We start from the raw sequence: 16,956 nt of genomic DNA, 5'->3' as shown, positions 1-16,956 counted from the left end.
CGAACCTGTGATGCGGAGATCACATCGCAGCGGGCAGGGGCGGACTACTCGTACTTGAGCGCAGAGACAGGATCGACGCGGGCGGCCCGGCGGGCGGGCAGAAAGCCGGCCGCGAGCACGGTGAGAGCGAGGATCAGGGCGGCGGCGGCCAGAGCGGCCGGATCGGTTGCTTTCACCTGGTAAAGGCTGGCTTCGACGAGGCGGGCGCAGAGCAATGACAGTCCGACACCGGCCACGATTCCGATGGCCGCGAGCAGGGCGGCTTGCCTCAAGACAAGCCAGACGATGTCAGGTGGACGGGCTCCGAGTGCGACGCGGACACCAATTTCCGCGGTCCGGCGGGCCGCCGAGTGGGCGATGAGGCCGTAGATGCCAATGCAGGCAAGCAGCAGGGCGACGAGGCCGAAGGCGGTGCAGGCCCGGGCGAGCACACGCTGCAGGGTGAAGCGTTCATCCACCTGTTCACTCTGGGTGCGGACCTGATAGAGCGGCAGGTTGGCGTCGAGATCCTGGACGGCCTGGCGCACAAGGGGCAGCACTTCGCGGGCAGACACGGAGGTGCGGAGTTCGAAGTGGAGACGCCCGAGATCCCAGGGGCCCTGGAGGTAGGGGACATAGAGCGTGGGTTCGATGGGCTGGGTGAAGTCGTGCGGGCGGGTATCGCGAGCCACGCCGACCACCGTGATGTCCTTTCCGCCCCACTTGCCTGTCCACTGGAAGGTGCGGCCTATGGGGGAACCGGAGGGCGCGACGCGGCGCGCTGCCGCTTCGCTCATCACGACGACCGAGGGGGCGGAGGCGGTATCGGATTCGAGAATGCCGCGGCCGGCGGGCAGCTGGATGCCCATGGTCTCGAAGAAATCCGGCGTGACCCGTAGAAACTGCATGCTGATGGGCTGACTGGCAGTTCCCGCCGCACCGTTCATGGTGATCATGGAGCTCGAATACCAGCCGCTCACGAGGGTCTCGTTGGAAGCGGAGACAGAGCGCACGGTGGGGATGGCGCGCAACCGGGCGCGCAGGGCTTCGTAGAAGTTGACCAACTGTTGATCCCGCACTCCATTGCGGGTGGGGTCGATGGCGAAGATGAGGACATTGTCCTTGTTGAACCCGAGTTGGACGGAGTAGAGGTTCTGGAGGGTGCGGAGGAACAGGGCGGCCCCCGCCAGCAGGACGAGTGAAAGGGCCACCTGCGTGACGATGACGGCCCGGCCGAGGACGGCTGTGCGGGCCGTGCGGTGCATCTCGGGCGCGAGGCTGGTGCGGGTGGCGCGGAAGGCGGGTGCGAGTCCGAACAGGAAGACGGTCAGCAGGGACAAGGCAAGGCTGAACAGCAGGACGCGCAGGTCGGGCTGGAGTTGGAGGCGCAGGGCATCTTCGCGTTCCAGGAGCGCGGAGACGAGGATGCGCGTACCCCACTGCGACAGCAGCACACCCAATGCGGCGGCCAATGCCCCCAGCAGCAGGCTTTCCGTGAGGAACTGGCGAAGCAGGCGGACGCGGGCGGCGCCGAGTGCAAGCCGGACGTGGATCTCGCGGCGCCGTGATTCGGAGCGGGCCAGCAGCAGGCTGGCGAGATTCGCGCAGGCGATGAGCAGGACCAGGCCGACCACGACCTGGAGCATGACGAGCGGGCGTTCGAACTTACTGCGAAGGGAGTCGATGCCCTGGGCTCCGGGCAGGGCGACGACCCGGAAACCGTCACGGCCAGGGTCCTTGGAGAAACCCTGTTCGAGGATGAACTGGCGCCAGAGGTTGGTGGCTTCAGCGGCAGTGGACTGGCGGGAGGCGCCGGGCCGGGTGCGGGCCATGATGTTGAGCCAGAGGAAGTCAGAGGCCTGGAAGACGTTTTGGCTGGGGTGCCTCGAATATGGCGCGAGCAGGGGCTGGGCTTGCAGGGGGACGTAGACGTCGGGCGCGGAGATGAAGCCGCCGACGGAGACTCCATAGAAGCCAGGCGGGGCAACGCCAACGATTGTGAAGCTCACCGTGTTGACCCCGAGGGTGCGGCCGACGATGGCCGGGTCGGAGGCCATTGCGGTCTGCCAGAAGCGATGGCTGACGACGGCGACGCGAGGCGCGCCGGGGCGGTCGTCGGCCTCATCCAGCAGCCGGCCCAGGCCGGGGTGAACGCCGAGAACCTGAAAGTAGTTGCCGGAGACCATGTGGCCCGAACCCATGGAGGCGCGGCCCTGCACTACGGTGTGGATGTCGAAGAGACTGGCGAAGGAGAAGACGGAAGCCGAGGTGAGCTGGGCCTGGAGCTTCTGGAAGGCGGGAAAGGGGAAGACGCTGCTGGTGCGCAGTCCGGACTCTTTGTCGAGGCTGCCCATGGAGCCGGTGCGCGACCAGCGGAGGTCCTTTTCGACCCTGCTTCCGTTGCGCAGGATCAGCAACTGTCCCGGCTCGGGAACCGGGAGGGTCTTCAGGAGAATGGCGTCGATGACGGTGAAGATGGAGGTATTCGCTCCAATGGCGAGGGCCAGGGAGAGCACCGCGACGGCGGTGAAGCCGGGGCTGTTGCGCAGCAGGCGGGCGGCATAGCGGAGGTCCTGCCAGATGGATTCGAGACGCGGGAAGCTCCACTGGTCACGCAGGTTCTCACGCAGCGAAGAGGGGTTGCCGAAGCGGCGCAGGGCGGCGTGCTCGGGGTCGGGGTCACCGGCCTCGCGGAGGCTGTCGGCACGGCGCTGGAGGTGATAGGCGACCTCCTCTTCCAGGTCCCGATCGAGGCGGCGCCGGTGGAGAGCGGCTTTGATGCGCAAACGCAGTTCAGAGAACACAGCAAGGCTCCTCTAGGCGGTTTGGAGAATGCGCTGGACGGCACCAGTGAGGCGATTGAAGGACTCGGTCGAGTCGGCAAGGGCCTGGCGTCCGGCGGGGGTGAGGTCGTAGTATTTGGCGCGGCGTTTGTTCTCGGAGACGCCCCAGTCCGACGAGAGCCAGCCTTTGAGCTCGAGGCGGTGGAGGGCGGGATACAGGGCGCCTTCTTCCACGCGCAGGACACTCTCGGAGGTCTGCTGGATCCACTCGACAATGGCGTAGCCGTGTTTCGAGCCGCGAGTGAGGGTCTTGAGGATCAGAAGGTCGAGGGTGCCCTGGAGGAGCTCGCCCTGTTTGTCTGTTTTGTCTCCCATAAATCTCTTATGGGAGCATGACAGAGGCGGGGCTCAACGGCAAGGGCTGGTGTGTAAACTTGCGGCGGCTAGTGTTTGACGAGGAGCGAGATGGCCATGCCGAAGCCGATGGCCACAACGGCCCGGCGGACGAAAGTGCGACCGAGGCGGCGGGCGAGTCCGGCTCCGCCATAGCCGCCGATGATAGCGGCGACGGCCATGACGGCGACGTCGGGCCAGTAGACCATGCGCATGAAGACGAAGTAGAGGGCGGCGACCCCGTTGATGCACATGCCGAAGAAGTTCTTCAGGCCGTTCATCTGGTGGATGTCGTGGAGGCCGATGATGCTGAGCGCGGCGAGCATGAGGATGCCGATGCCGGCGCCGAAGTAGCCGCCGTAGAGGGCGACGAAGAACTGGAAGAACATGGCTCCGGTGAGCCAGCGGGCGGTCTTGTGGGTCTCACCGGACTGGTGGAGGCCGAGCCAGCGCTGGATGGGCTCCTGCACCATGAACAGGATGGTGGCGAAGAGGATCAGGTAAGGCACGAGGGCGGCGAAGATGGCGGGCGGAGTGAAGCGCAGTAGCCAGGCGCCGAGCATGCCTCCCGTGAGACTGGGGATCACGAGCAGCAGCAGGCGGCGTTCGCTATGACGGATGTTTTCGCGGTAGCCCCACATGCTGCCGAGGGCTCCGGGCCAGATGGCGACGGTGCTGGTGGCATTGGCGGTGACAGGAGAGAGTCCGAGCCAGACGAGGGTGGGGAACGTGAGCAGTGTCCCGCCGCCCGCGACGGAGTTGATCATGCCGGCGACAAACGCGGCGGCGAACACAGAGGCGCCATGCCAGAGAGTCATGAGGAGGTTCTTCCATCTTGCCATGCGCGAGCGGTTGGACCGGGTTGGTGTGAAAGAATGAAACCGGACACCAGCTACTGCCATGACAATTGACCGACGAACCTTCCTTTCTTCCGCCGCGATGACGGCGGCGAGCTACCAGCGGGTGATGGGCGCGAATGACAAGATCCGGGTGGGGCTGATCGGATCGGGCGGCCAGGGCCGGTCGGACTGGAAGCTGTTCCTGAAGAATCCCGAGGTTGTGCCCGTTGCGGTTTGCGACGTTTACGAACCGAACCTGAAACTGGGATTGGCGCTGGCGGAGCAGGCGGGTACGGCCAGCGGTCCGGTGGCATCGTATAAGGATTTCCGGCAGGTGATCGAGCGGAAAGACATCGATGCCGTGATCGTGGGAACGCCGGATCACTGGCATGCCATTCCGACAATTGCCGCTTGCCAGGCGGGTAAGGACGTCTACTGCGAGAAGCCGTTGTCGCTGACGGTGCGGGAAGGCCGGGCGATGGTGGACGCGGCGCGGAAGTACAACCGGGTGGTTCAGACGGGCAGCCAGCAGAGGTCGGGGCCGCACTATGCGCAGGCGGTGGAGATGATCCGCGGCGGAAAGTTGGGGAAGATCGCGCAGGTGCAGGCGAGCCTGATCCGGAATGCGATGCCGGGCTGGGGTACGGCCGTGGACGAGAAGCCGCCGAGCGACTTGGACTGGGAGATGTGGCTGGGGCCGGCTCCGGCGCGGGCGTACAACAAGATGCGCTGCCTTTACCACTTCCGCTGGTGGTGGGATTACTCGGGCGGGCAGATGACGAACTTCGGCGCGCACGACATCGACATTGTGCGGTGGGCCATGAATGCGGACGCACCGCAGGCGGTGGCCGCGTTTGGAGGGCGGTATTGCCTGACGGGCGCGGGCGAGACTCCGGATGTGCAGGAAGTGTTGTACCAGTTTCCGGACTGGGTGCTGACCTGGACCACCTGCGAGATGAACAGCGCCCGGAAGTCTGGAATCACGGTGCATGGCACGAATGCGACGATGCGGCTGACGCGCGGCGGCATCGAGATCAACGGCGAGAAGTGGAGCGGGTTGGACGCCAAGCAACCGGGCGTCGAGCAGCAGAAGTATCCGGGCACGGAGCAGCATTCGGCGCACGTACGGAACTTCCTGGATTGCGTGAAGAGCCGGAAGAAGCCGAACGCGGATGTCGAAGAAGGCTACAAGACGGCGGTGATGTGCCACCTGGGGAACATCTCGATGCGGCTGGGGCGGTCACTGAAGTGGGATGCGGCTCAGGAGCAGATCGTGGGTGATGCCGACGCCAACCGCTGGCTGACGAAGGAGTACAGGAAGCCCTGGAAGCTGGGGTAGGCGGGCCTGCGTAAAATGCAAAAAAGGGACGGCCCCACAGGTGGTGGGATCGTCCCTTCATTGGGTCACGGACGGAGAAGAGCTATTGCGGCCGTTGCTGAAGAGCGGGAGCCTTCGGCGACGAGGGTCCGTCGCTGGACGCCATTTCGGACTTGCGGTATTTCGGCTCGCTGAGATAGCCCTTGATCTGATCCTTGGTCACCTGATTGATGACGAGTTCGACAGGCTGGATGTGATCCGGCAGGCTGATCATAACGGGCTCGTACATGTTGATGTTCCTCTTCTGAAGTTGGCGGTCGTCCACCAGCATCGTGAGGTCGAACGAGTTCTTCTTGTTGTTCGCCTTGCGTAGCGACAGGCTGAGCGGACCCACCTTCTGGAAGGTCTTGGCCTTGGTGATCTGGAACTCATAGTAGTTGCGCTGGCCGCGCTTCTGAAGTTCCACCACTTCGTCGTGATTGCGGGCGATGGTGTTGCCGAGATCGTCCCGAGTGGCGTTCAGCCGGCCTTCGAGATCCTCGCGCGTTTTGCCCAAGTCGGAGCGGGTACCGGCGATGTCGGTACGGGCGCCTTCGATCTGGGCCTTTGCGTTCTCGAGTTCGCGCTGCTGGTCAGTCAGGCGGGCCTGGAGTTGGTCGACGCGAGGGTCGTTCGCAATGACGGGCTTTGGGGGTCCGGTGCGGACGGCGGCGCGCTTGCGGGGTTTGGGGACGGCCGGTGCGGCGGCGGTGCCGGCATCGGGTTCAGCCGGTTTGGGCTGAGCAGACTGTTCGACGGTCTGCAACTTGTTGTTGAGAGCGTAAATGCGATCCGCCATGGACTGCATCTGACCCTGGATCGTGCTGACGCTGGCGCTCAGTTCCTGGTTGCCTTTCAGTAGCTGAGCGGTATGGTCGCGTTCGTTCGTGAGAGCGAGCATGCTCCATACAGTGGTCCCAAGAAGTACCGCGACGGCTGCCGGCAGGAGCCACTGCCGCCACTCGGGTTGTTTCCCAGGCTTCTGGTCGTTGATCTCGTACTTGGTGTCCTTCGAGTCCATGGTTCTTTAAGTCCTTATCCAAACAGAGCGGCAATCCTATAGCCAAACGTAACTCCATGAAAATGTTACGTGACAGGGGTGTTAACTGAGGGAGGCGGGTCAGTCGTTCTTTCCAGTGCCGGTAAAAAAGTCCAAAGAGTGCGGTGAATCGCCTATGGCGATATGCTCGTTGCATGTCAGCGATCAAACTACTGGTACTGCTCTGCGTTGCAGCGCTATTGAGCGCCCAGGCACCGGCGCCCCCGATGGGTTGGAACAGTTGGGACAGCTATGGCACCACTGTGACCGAGGACGAAGTGAAGGCCAATGCGGAGTACATGGCGAGGCACATGGCGCAGCACGGCTGGAAGTACATCGTGGTAGATATCCAGTGGTCGGACGGGCAGGCGAAGGCGCACGGATACCGCGCCAATGCCGAGTTGAATATGGACGGCTTCGGGCGGCTTCTGCCGGCGGAGAACCGCTTCCCGTCCGCGGGCGACGGGCAGGGGTTCAAGCCGCTGGCGGACGCGATTCATAAACTGGGGCTGAAGTTCGGCATCCACATCATGCGAGGGATTCCGCGGCAGGCGGTGCGGGGCAATACGCCCATCCAGGGGACGCGCTGGAAGGCGGAAGACGTGGCGGACAAGAGCTCGATCTGCCAGTGGAATACGGACATGTACGGGGTGGATGTAACGAAAGAAGGCGGGCAGGCTTACTACGACTCGATCGTGAAGCTGTATGTGGAGTGGGGCGTGGATTTCATCAAGGCCGATGATATGGCCCGGCCGCTGCATGCCGGCGAGATCGATGCTCTCGACAAAGCGATCAGGAAGAGCGGACGGCCGATGGTGCTGAGCCTTTCCCCGGGTCCGGCGGACGTAAAGCAGGCTGCCTTCTACGCGGCGCACGCGCAGATGTGGCGAGTGTCGGACGACTTTTGGGACCGCTGGGTGGACCTGAAGAAGAACTTTGACCTGATGGCTCCCTGGAGCGGCTACAGCAAGGAGAATTCGTGGCCGGACGGCGACATGCTACCGCTGGGGCGAATCGGTATCCGGGCAGAGCGCGGAGACGACCGGCGGTCGAGGTTTACACCGGCGGAGCAGCAGACCCTGATGAGCCTGTGGGCGATTGCGCGGTCGCCGCTGATGTTCGGCGGAGACCTGCCCAGCAACGATCCGGCGACGCTGGCGCTGATCACGAACGATGAGGTGCTGGCCGTGAATCAGAAGGGCTCGCGGCCGCGCGAGCTGTTCCGCAAGGGCGAGGCGATCGCCTGGATGTCGGATGCGCCGGACGGACGGTCGAAGTTCCTGGCGGTGTTCCATGCGGGCGAAGGGCCCACGGTGGATGTGCGGGTGGATTGGGCGGAGATCGGACTCAGCGGCACCTGCGTGGTGAGGGATCTGTGGAAGAAGGCGGATACGGGGCGGGTGAGCGAAGGACAGACGTTTTCATTGACTCCGCATTCGTCGGGACTGTACCGGATTACCCCTGTGAAGTGACTTGGATTGACCCGGCGGAGGCGGTTGCCCCCGCCGGAGCGGAGAGGCCGCGGCCTTGTCAGCGTGCGGCTTCGAGCATCGCGCGGATGGCGGCGTCAGGGAGCCCCGCCTTCTTCAACGCGATGAGATCGTCGGTGTCCAGGCGGTAGTCGCCGCGGGACGCGCGGATCTTGGCGACGATGAGATCGTCGGAGAGTCCGGCCTTCTTCAACTCAAGAACATTGCTGTTGGTCAGTGCTGGACCCGCGGGAACGGCTGGCGCGGGGGCCGGCATTGCCTTCGCCATGAGTGTGGCCGGCGCATTGAAGCGGAAGTCGCCGTTCACGTACGCTGTGATTTCCGTACCCTTCGGGATGGTGACGTCCTTGCCCTTGACGAAGAGGAAGAGCGGGGCGGCGGGGAAGAACACGATAGAGGTGGCGACGACGGCGCCGGTCATCTTGCCGGTATTGCCTCCACCCTGCGCCTGTTTGATCGAGCGGAGGGCTGCCTTTTCCCCATTCACCAGCCGCACATGATCGATATTCACGTCGAGCTTGCCGCCTCGTCCCATGTTGCGCCTGGCGGTGGCGAGGGTCACGGTGGCGAGCGCGACGGCGCCTTTCTGGATGACGACCGAATCCCCCAGGCGCACCTCTTCGAGCACTTCGAAATCGACAGTTTCTCCTTCCTTCGCATCGGCGGAAGAAAGATTGCGGGAGAGGCGGAGCCGCACAGGAGTGCCGTCCTGCAGCACGGCTTCGGCGGCCTGGGCGACGAGTTCCTGACTGAGCGACAGGAGAGATAGAGACAGGGCAAGCGCGGGCGCGAAGCCCCTGCGCCGGAACGCTGACGTAAACATGAGCGGCATACCTCCAAGGCGATTGGCGCAACCGGATCGGGTTGCGCCGACAATCAAAGACGCGCAGAGTGGAGGGATTCCGGATCAGGTTTTTTCGATGAGTGGATGAGCCGGCTAGAAGAGCGGATCGGAGACGCGATGGCCGTAGCGATTGCTGTTGGCCAGCCTCACAAAGTGCGCGTGCACCACTTCAGCCACGTCGCGAATTGGGTTCGCGGCGCCGGCAGCCAGGGAAGCCATGACACTGAGGATGTAGGGCCGGCCCTCCAGATAGACGATGCCGGCTTCGGTGTGGACTCCGGGCACTTCGCCGACCTTCGACGCAATAGCAACCGACGAGGGCAGGGCCGCGCGGAAGTCGGCCTTGACCAGCTTCAGCAAGTCGACCATCTGGGCGCAGGCAGCGGGGGTGGCCACCTTGTTGCGATAGATCAGTTCGACCAGGCGGGCCATCTCCAGCGGAGTGGAGGTATTCTCGGCGTCCTTGCGGGCGGACTCGGCGTCCATCATGATGCGGCGCAGACGGGTGTTCGGCAGGCCCAACTGCAGCATGAGCGCATTCACGCGCTGGATGGTGACCAGCGAAATGACGCGGTTGGTGGCCGTGTTGTCAGAGTCGCGGATCATCAGTGTCAGCAGGTCCATCAGGGTAAGTTCCACGGGTCCCTGGGCGAGGCGGGCGTCGAGTGTGCCGCTGCCTCCGACCGCATCCTTCGAAGTCATCGTGTACTTGCGGTCGAGGCTAAGGGCGCCCGCCTGGATTGCATGGAATGCGGTAACAAGGATCGGGATCTTGATCAGGCTCGCCTGAGTGGTGAGCAGGTCGCCGTGGAGTGAGAACGTGCGGCCGGACTTCAGGTCGATGGCGGTGACGCCAAGGACACCGTCGAACGCGGCGTCGATGGTCTCCAGCTTGGAGAGGGTCTTCTTTTCGAGCAGGGCCGGAGGCTCGGTCTGGGCGGCCACGGTCAGGCATAGAAGATAGCAGGCGGCGAGAAGCTTCACGGTCGTAGGATAGCTAATGACGTGAGTTACATATGGATCGCCGTCGGAGCCGGCCTGGGTGGTATGCTCCGCTACTGGGTTTCGGGAATGGTGGCTCGCTTCGGGCCGGACACTTTCCCACTGGGCACGATGCTGATCAATATCAGCGGCTCGATGTTCATCGGGTTCTTCGCCGCGCTGACGGGGCCGCAGGGCCGCCTGTTGGTGGCGCAGAATACGCGGTTGTTCGTGATGACGGGCATTTGCGGCGGATTCACGACGTTCTCTTCCTTCAGCCTGGAGACCTTGCGCCTGATGCAGGATCGGCAATGGGGGCTGGCGACGGTGAACGTCCTGGGTTCGGTGGCGCTGTGCCTGCTGGGCGTCTGGCTGGGGAACCAGTTGGCGGCCGGGTTGAATCAGAGGTGAGCTGTCATGAATATTCCAGAAGATGCGGTCCAACTGCGGATCTTCCTCGGGGAAAACGATCGCTGCGGGCACCGGCCGTTGTATGAGGCGATTGTCCTGAAGGCGCGGGAGTTGCAGCTCGCGGGGGCGACGGTACTACGCGGGCCCATGGGCTTCGGGCAATCGAGCCGCCTGCACACGGCCAAGCTGGAGCGTTTAAGCGAAGATATGCCCTTTCTGGTGGAAATCGTCGATTCGAAAGAGAAGATCGAGGCGTTTCTGCCGGTTCTCGATGGGATGGTGACGGCTAGTTCGTCCAGCGTGCTGGTGACGTGGGAGGGCGTAAAAGTGCTGCGGTATGGAAAGGTGTCATGAGGCTTGCCGGATGCTGGAGCGTCGTTACGCTGTTGTTGGCAGTCACCGCCCTGGCGTCCGGGCAGACTCCTCTGGAAGAGCCGCACAACCAGATGCAGCACGATCGCGGGCCGGCACTGCCGGAGCGGCCCTCGGCCTTGCGCAAGGCCCTGCTGCTGCTGCGGGAAGGCAAGACCGCGGAGGCGCGCGTCGAACTGAATGATCTGTTAAAGGCGGCTCCGGAGGATGCGGAGATCTGGTACCAGATCGCGCGCTCGCACCTGTTGGACTACTACCGGGAACGTGACCTGACCAAGCGCCGGATCGCACTGGGCCTGGCGATGGAGTCGCTGAATGGGGCGATCAAGAAGAATCCCGATCACATCCCCGCCCTGCGCGCCAAGGCGATCCTGCATGCGCGCTCGGAACTGCTGTATTACGATCCCAACCTCGCCTTTGAACTCGCGTCGAAGATCGCGAAGCTGGAGCCGAACGCGAACGGATATCTATTGAGCCTCTCCGAGTGGATGAGCGGAGAGGTTCGTTTCGTCCAGGAGGGAGGGCATCGCGTCCCGCACGACCCCATGATCGGCATCGACCGGTCGGTCGAACTGCTGGAGCGGGTCATCGACAGCACCATGCCGTATAGCGATGAAGAGGCCGCGGCACTCTTCATGATGGCCAGCACGCTCTCCAAACGCGGCAACTTCCAGGAGTCGAACAAGTACTTTGCGCAGGCGGCCGCCCGGTCGAAGTCGGCTGACAAGACGGCGGAGATTCTGCGCGAGGTCGGCGCCAACCTCTATCGCCAGGGGCAGTATGTGGACGCGGCTAGCCAGTTTTACCAGACGCTGCAGTGGCGCATGAACTCAGTGGATCAATGGCTGTTCTGGATCTCGCTGAAGCAGCTGAAGGGCGGCCTGCCGCCTCTGCCGCAGAACGTCATCTTCCCGGCGACGGAGGTGAAGGTGGATCCCGCGAATCCGCCGTTGCTCGCGTTCGAGAATATGGCGCCGGAGTTGGGGCTGGATCGCAAGGACGGCAATGGCACGGTAGGCTGGGGCGACTACGACGGCGACGGAAAGCTGGATGTCTTTTTGGCCGGCAGCGGCAACTTCATCGGGGTCTATCACAACGACGGCGGCAAGTTCCACGAAGTAACGGAAGAGGTCGGCCTGGCCAAAGTCCCTTCCGGCTACAGCCTGAATCTGATCGACTACGACAACGACGGCAAGTTGGATCTGTACATTTCCCTGAACGGCTGGAGCGGACCGCTGCGCAACAAGCTGTTCCACAACGTCGGCGGCAAGTTCGTGGATGTGTCGAAGCAGAGCGGCGCCGACGATCCGGGTGACGGCTTCATCTCGCTGTGGGGCGACCTGGACAACGATGGGTTCCTGGACCTGGTGATCGCCAATGGTGTATTGAAGGACGGCAGCGTTCCGCAGATCTACCACAACAACGGAAACGGTACGTTCACGAACATCACGAAAGCAGCCGGGCTGGACGAGCCTCCCATCTACGGAGCCATCGGCGTCGCGTTGGGTGATTACGACAAAGACGGCAAGCTGGACATCCTGATCAATGGCCTGGAACCTGCGCCGAACCGGCTCTACCACAACGACGGCAATCTGCACTTCACCAACGTGGCCGAACAGGCAGGCGTCGTTCAGCCCTCCCACAACGGCTTTGTCTGCTTCTTTGTCGACTACAACAACGACGGCTGGCCCGACATTCTGACAACCAGCCTGGCCGATTGGAATTCGACAGTGGAAGGACTGAAGCAGGGCTACCGGCCGGCGAACCTAAAGGCCGTGCATCCCGACTCCAACCGCCTGTTCCGCAACAACGGCAACGGCACATTCACCGACGTGACCTGGGAGGCGAAACTGTATTTCCCGATGGGCACAATGGGCGCCGGGGTCGGCGACCTGGATAACGACGGCTGCATCGATTTCTACTTCGGCACCGGCGATCCGCAGATGAGCCGGCTGGAGCCCAACCGGTTCTTCCACAACAACTGCGACGGCACGTTCTCAGACCTGACGAACTATGTGGGCTTCGCGCGGCCCGGCAACAAGGGCCACGGCGTAGCGTTCATCGACATCGATGAAGACGGTGATCTTGATCTGTATGCCCAACTCGGTGGACATTACCCAGGCGACTGGGCCAACAATGCGTTCTACCGAAACCTGAGAGGCAACCAGAACAACTGGCTGCAGATCGACCTGACGGGTGTAAAGAGCAACCGGTTCGCGGTGGGCGCCCAGGTGACGGCCAAGGCAGGCGGCTTCACAGTCTACCGCGAGGTGAAGGGCAGTTCAGGTTTCGGCTCCACGGAGCCGTACCGGGTGCATCTCGGCCTGGCCAAGCACCAGACAATCGATTCGCTGGAGATCCGCTGGCCCAGCGGCCTGGTGCAGAAGTTCAGCGGCGTGGCGGCGAACCAGGCCATCGCCCTGAAGGAAGGCGACGAGAACTGGAGCAAGGTCCGGTAGCCGGATCAGCGCCGGACCGGAACGATCACGTAGGGAGCCTCCACGTCGAAGTCCGGGAAGTTGCGGCCATTGCCCTGGTTGTCGACCGCTTCGACGAAGAACATCAGATCCCAACGAGGAACGATGAACGAGGCCGGGATACTCGGGGTGGGGGAGTACTGGTAACGATAGGCGGCAGCCACTGCCTCAGCCGTTCGAGTCCATAGTCGGCGGGGGTCACAAGAAGTGCCAGTGCGAGGGAAAACATCGCGTTGATCGTACTAGAAAGACGGGCCCAACATGAGAAAGGGGGCGGCCCGGTTGGGACCGCCCCCTGTTTCCTAACTGCGATCCGCTGCTACCACATCAGCTTCATGCGGATCTGGATCTGGCGGGGCAGGAAGTTCTGCGTCGACACCGTGGCCGGTGTGATGGTCCCGAACAGCGGATTGGTCGGATCGGTGACGAACTGGTCGCGTCCATAGAAGTTGTGATTGAGGAGGTTGAAGGCCTCAAACCCGAACTGGGCGCGCAGCCGTTCCGTAATGTTGGTCATTTTGGTCACCGACGCGTCAGCCGAGAAGGCGTGATGGCGCCGGATCTGTCCGGACCGGGAGGGCGTATACCGCGGAGCATAGCTGGCGGTCTGGAGCCAGGCGTAATTACTTGTGTCGGTGCCGCAACCGCGCGCCAGGCTGAACGACGCCGGAGCGACGCTGCCGTCATTGAACTGACGCAGCACGCAGGGGTTCCATGCGCGAGGCTGGTAGGCCTTCCAATCGGTCGTGCCATCCCAACCGCCGCCAGGCGTCCGCGGATCCTTCAGTTGGATCACATTGCCGGGCAGATCGGCCGGTTCGCCGGACTGGTTGGTGTAGAACGTGGTCGCCTGCCAGCCGGAGATCAGCTTCTTGGTGAACCCACTGGCGCCCGAACCCCACTTCTTGCCTTGGCCGAAGGGCAGTTCGTAGATGGTGGTGAACTTGAACACGTGCGGACGGTCGTTGAGGTAGATGCCCTGCTGATAGACGTCGCGGTAGGGATCGTTGAAGCCCCACTTCTCCACTTCCTTCGAGAAGTTGTAGTTCGTCATCAGGCTGAGGCCACCGCGCAGACGCAGGTTGTAAGTGAGCTGCACGGAGTTGTACCAGATGTTGGAGTCGTTGCGGCCCAACTGGGTGAGGTCGCCGTTAAACTGCGGGAACGGCCGGTTCAACTGGAAGCGGGAGATCGTGTCGTTCAGGTAGAACGGAGTGCCCTTGAAGGCCGAGATTCCTTTGAAAGGATTGGTCACATTCGCATCGCAATAGCCAGGGCTGCCGCCCTCCTGGATGTTGCACTGCTTGCGGAAGTCCAGGCTGGGGATGTTGTACAGCTTCTGCATGTTGAGGTTCTGGCTGCGGCTTCCGACGTAGGTGATTTCAAAGTTGGAGTTCCTCGAAGTCTGATACTGGAAGCCGAACGAGAACGACCAGACGCGAGGCGTCTGGAAACCCGAGTCGAACCAGCTGTTGTTCTTGCCGGCGAAAGTCAGGGATCCGGCGGAAGAACCGGTGGGCGCGATGATGCCATCCGGGTAGGGATTGGCCAGCACGTTGCTGTACGGAATGCGGCCCGGCTGCTGCAGCGCCGGGGAATCGCCTGCCGTCACCATGTAGTTGGTGTTGAAGAAACCGGCGCTCTGGAAGTAGTCGTTGGTGGGGTTCGAGTAATACAAACCAACACCGCCGCGCATCACCAGTCGCGGATTCATCTCGTAAGCGAACCCGATGCGGGGCTGCCAGTTCTTCTTGTTCAAGTTGGCCGGGGTGCTCGGGATGCCGCCCACACCAGCAAAGGTGAAGCTGCCCGACAGGTTGGCAAGTTGCGGATACTGCGCCAGGCTGGCCGGCGACAGCTGACCCGCGATGGAACTCTTTGCCTTCGGATCGAACGCTCCATTCATCCGGTTCCACTTCTCGTGAGCCGGCTGATTGAAGTCGATGCGGAGGCCGAGGTTCAGCGTGAGGGTGCGCGTGATCTTCCAGTCATCCTGGAAGTAGGGCGCGGCGTAGATCTGCTTCCACCACGGGAACAGCGGGTAGTTGGAGTTCCCTTCGGGGATGCCCAGCAGGAACGTGGCATACGGATCGCCGCTGGTGGAATCGGCCTGGTTCCAGCTCTTCTGGGTGTAGCCGGAATACGCATTGAACTGCAGGATGTCGCCGGTGTTTTGCTGCAGGTAGTTGATCTGGCGGATGTCCAAACCGGCTTTCATCGTGTGCTTGCCGGCAATCTTCGTGGCGTTGAACGACAACTGGTAGGTATTGCTGAAGTTGTTGCTCTGGCCGCGGCCCAGGGAATTGTAGATGCCCGTTGTCCCCGTGTTGCCGTTGTAGAAGTTCCAGCGGCCGAAGTAAATCGGCGACGGCAGCTGCGAGATGAGCGAGGTGGGCAGCCCGAACTTCGAAACATCGAAGCCTTCGTTCGCGCGGCCGAAGCCCTTCTCAATGAAGCGGTTGTAGGACGCGCGCGCATTCAGCACGAAGGTGGGCGTGATGGTGCCCACCCAGTCGGCGACGTAGGCATCGTTGATGCGCTGGAACGGCTGTTGTCCATCCGTACCCGGAGCGTTATCGATACCATTCGAGGCGCGATCTTCCGTGCGGTCGTTGGACGCATGGCGGAAGAAGGCCCGGTGCTTGTCGCCAAAGTTCCAGTCGAACTTGAGGATCAGGTTGTAGAACTTGTCCGCGTCGAAGTAGCCGGGATAGTAGGTATTGAGCGTGCCGTAGCGGTTGCCGGCAGCGGTCGGCTGATTCGGTAGAGGCATATACGCCGTCACCGCCTTCGCGATGGGGCTGATCATGCTGGCCGGGATCTGGTTATTGGCGAACGGCTTGCGAACCGGGTTGCCGCTGGCATCCAGAGTGGCGTCGTAAGGGTTGTACAGCGTGATCGCCTGATTGCTGGCATTGGTCAGCTTTGAAAAGTCGCCGTTGCGCATATCGGTCGTGGGCCACGAGACGAACAGCGGATTCGGCGTGCCTTCGCGATAGTTCTCAAAAGTGCCCAGGTAGAACAGCTTGACCCGGCCATCCTTCGGCAGTAGCTTGGGCAGGTAAACCGGACCTTCTACCTGGAACCCGTATTGGTCGAGGTAGTGGTTGGGCCGGGGCGCACCGCCCGCCGGATTGGTGGCCGATGCGGGAATCGCGTTGTTCTGGAACGTATTGGCGTCGAGTTGGGTGCGGCGCATATACTCCCAGCCGGTGGCGTGGAATGTATTCGTACCGCTCTTCAACACGACGTTCATGATGCCGCCGCCCGTACGCCCATACTCGGCGTTGTACAGGTTCATCTGCATCGTGAACTCCTGCACGGCGTCGACCACCGGCACATAGGCGATATTGTTGCTGCCCATCTGGCCGCCATTGGACGCGCCGTCCATCATGAACTCGGTGGACGAGTCGCGGCTGCCGTTCACCGACCACTGCGCGATCGCGCCGTTGTCGAACGGACGCTGCCAGATGGCCGCCCCGCGGAACGTGACGCCAGGCATCATCGTCCCCAGCATGAACGGATTGCGCGCGTTGAGCGGCATCTCCGCCACCTGCTGCGTGGTGACGACACCCGAGCGGGAAGCGGTCTGGGTTTCCAGGGTGAGCGCGTCGGCGGAAACTTCCACCGACTCGGTCACCGCGCCGACTTCCAGATTGAAGTCGACGGCCAGGACTCTCGCCACCTGGAGCGTCACGTCGTCCTTCACCGACTGTTTGAATCCCGCTGCGGTGACGGTGATTTTATACACGCCAGGACGGAGGAAGGGCACGGTGTAGCTGCCCGAAGTATCCGTCGTGGCGGTATTGGTTTCGTTGGTAGCCGTATTCACGGCTTGGATTTTGGCGCTCGGCACGGCGCCACCACTCGCATCAAAGATGTGACCCGAGATGGTGGCGCGGAATTCCTGCGCTGGCGCGCACACCGCGGCCAGACACAAGAGTGCGATCGCTGTCGCGACTCTTCGTTTCATGCAGACCCCCTGCAATTT

Annotated in this window: 13 protein-coding genes; 5 read left to right on the top strand and 8 right to left on the bottom strand. The window is 62.7% G+C overall.

What is annotated here, in order from left to right:
* Positions 1-44 precede the first annotated feature (44 nt).
* From IRI77_RS32875 to IRI77_RS32865, 3 genes are all read right to left on the bottom strand, one after another.
* Positions 45-2,783: an ABC transporter permease gene (locus tag IRI77_RS32875; protein ID WP_194449166.1), complete on the bottom strand. Its 2,739-nt coding sequence runs from the start codon at positions 2,781-2,783 to the stop codon at positions 45-47.
* Between the two features lie 12 nt (positions 2,784-2,795).
* The gene (locus IRI77_RS32870; RefSeq protein WP_194449165.1) at positions 2,796-3,137 is read right to left on the bottom strand and encodes a PadR family transcriptional regulator; all 342 of its coding nucleotides are present in this window, start codon (positions 3,135-3,137) and stop codon (positions 2,796-2,798) included.
* A 68-nt stretch (positions 3,138-3,205) separates the two neighbouring features.
* Positions 3,206-3,973, bottom strand: coding sequence for a sulfite exporter TauE/SafE family protein (locus tag IRI77_RS32865; protein ID WP_194449164.1), 768 nt, complete (start codon positions 3,971-3,973; stop codon positions 3,206-3,208).
* A gap of 82 nt (positions 3,974-4,055) precedes the next feature.
* Between IRI77_RS32865 and IRI77_RS32860 the strand changes: the two genes are divergently transcribed.
* Complete coding sequence (locus IRI77_RS32860; protein WP_194449163.1) at positions 4,056-5,333, top strand: Gfo/Idh/MocA family protein; 1,278 nt, start codon at positions 4,056-4,058, stop codon at positions 5,331-5,333.
* Positions 5,334-5,415: 82 nt separating this feature from the next.
* Here the strand turns inward: IRI77_RS32860 and IRI77_RS32855 are convergent, their stop codons facing one another.
* A complete protein-coding gene (locus IRI77_RS32855; protein ID WP_194449162.1) occupies positions 5,416-6,372 on the bottom strand; it encodes a hypothetical protein in 957 nt (318 codons plus the stop codon).
* Positions 6,373-6,545: 173 nt separating this feature from the next.
* Between IRI77_RS32855 and IRI77_RS32850 the strand changes: the two genes are divergently transcribed.
* A complete protein-coding gene (locus IRI77_RS32850) occupies positions 6,546-7,862 on the top strand; it encodes a glycoside hydrolase family 27 protein (protein WP_194449161.1) in 1,317 nt (438 codons plus the stop codon).
* A 58-nt stretch (positions 7,863-7,920) separates the two neighbouring features.
* On the opposite strand, the gene IRI77_RS32845 is transcribed toward IRI77_RS32850, so the two are convergent.
* Entirely contained in the window at positions 7,921-8,703 is a 783-nt protein-coding gene (locus IRI77_RS32845; RefSeq protein ID WP_194449160.1) for a hypothetical protein, read from the bottom strand.
* A 114-nt stretch (positions 8,704-8,817) separates the two neighbouring features.
* On the bottom strand, positions 8,818-9,708 hold the full coding sequence (locus IRI77_RS32840) for a serine hydrolase (protein WP_194449159.1): 891 nt from the start codon (positions 9,706-9,708) through the stop codon (positions 8,818-8,820).
* Positions 9,709-9,729: 21 nt separating this feature from the next.
* Here IRI77_RS32840 and crcB point away from each other — a divergent pair, with 21 nt between their 5' ends.
* From crcB to IRI77_RS32825, 3 genes are read left to right on the top strand one after another with little or no spacing between them, the layout of a single operon-like run.
* Complete coding sequence (crcB, locus tag IRI77_RS32835; RefSeq protein WP_194449158.1) at positions 9,730-10,116, top strand: fluoride efflux transporter CrcB; 387 nt, start codon at positions 9,730-9,732, stop codon at positions 10,114-10,116.
* 6 nt (positions 10,117-10,122) lie between these two features.
* Positions 10,123-10,470: a DUF190 domain-containing protein gene (locus IRI77_RS32830; protein WP_194449157.1), complete on the top strand. Its 348-nt coding sequence runs from the start codon at positions 10,123-10,125 to the stop codon at positions 10,468-10,470.
* Positions 10,467-12,947 (top strand): FG-GAP-like repeat-containing protein, encoded by a 2,481-nt coding sequence (locus IRI77_RS32825; RefSeq protein WP_194449156.1) that lies wholly within the window; start codon positions 10,467-10,469, stop codon positions 12,945-12,947. Before IRI77_RS32830 ends, IRI77_RS32825 begins: the two co-directional genes overlap by 4 nt.
* Before the next feature lie 5 nt (positions 12,948-12,952).
* On the opposite strand, the gene IRI77_RS32820 is transcribed toward IRI77_RS32825, so the two are convergent.
* On the bottom strand, positions 12,953-13,129 hold the full coding sequence (locus tag IRI77_RS32820) for a hypothetical protein (RefSeq protein ID WP_194449155.1): 177 nt from the start codon (positions 13,127-13,129) through the stop codon (positions 12,953-12,955).
* 155 nt (positions 13,130-13,284) lie between these two features.
* Positions 13,285-16,938 carry an outer membrane beta-barrel protein gene (locus IRI77_RS32815; protein WP_194449154.1) on the bottom strand — a complete coding sequence of 1,218 codons (3,654 nt, stop codon included), beginning with the start codon at positions 16,936-16,938 and terminating at the stop codon, positions 13,285-13,287.
* Positions 16,939-16,956: the final 18 nt, after the last annotated feature.

The organism is Paludibaculum fermentans (assembly GCF_015277775.1).
GTDB lineage: Bacteria > Acidobacteriota > Terriglobia > Bryobacterales > Bryobacteraceae > Paludibaculum > Paludibaculum fermentans.
Note: the sequence above shows the minus strand (reverse complement) of the source record. Positions and strands in the feature narration are given on the sequence as shown.

Coding starts and splice junctions, on each gene's coding strand:
- IRI77_RS32845 (WP_194449160.1), bottom strand. CDS start 8,703: ATGTTTACGTCAGCGTTCCGGCGCAGGGGCTTCGCGCCCGCGCTTGCC.
- IRI77_RS32855 (WP_194449162.1), bottom strand. CDS start 6,372: ATGGACTCGAAGGACACCAAGTACGAGATCAACGACCAGAAGCCTGGG.
- IRI77_RS32870 (WP_194449165.1), bottom strand. CDS start 3,137: ATGGGAGACAAAACAGACAAACAGGGCGAGCTCCTCCAGGGCACCCTC.
- IRI77_RS32825 (WP_194449156.1), top strand. CDS start 10,467: ATGAGGCTTGCCGGATGCTGGAGCGTCGTTACGCTGTTGTTGGCAGTC.
- IRI77_RS32860 (WP_194449163.1), top strand. CDS start 4,056: ATGACAATTGACCGACGAACCTTCCTTTCTTCCGCCGCGATGACGGCG.
- IRI77_RS32850 (WP_194449161.1), top strand. CDS start 6,546: ATGTCAGCGATCAAACTACTGGTACTGCTCTGCGTTGCAGCGCTATTG.
- IRI77_RS32815 (WP_194449154.1), bottom strand. CDS start 16,938: ATGAAACGAAGAGTCGCGACAGCGATCGCACTCTTGTGTCTGGCCGCG.
- IRI77_RS32865 (WP_194449164.1), bottom strand. CDS start 3,973: ATGACTCTCTGGCATGGCGCCTCTGTGTTCGCCGCCGCGTTTGTCGCC.
- IRI77_RS32830 (WP_194449157.1), top strand. CDS start 10,123: ATGAATATTCCAGAAGATGCGGTCCAACTGCGGATCTTCCTCGGGGAA.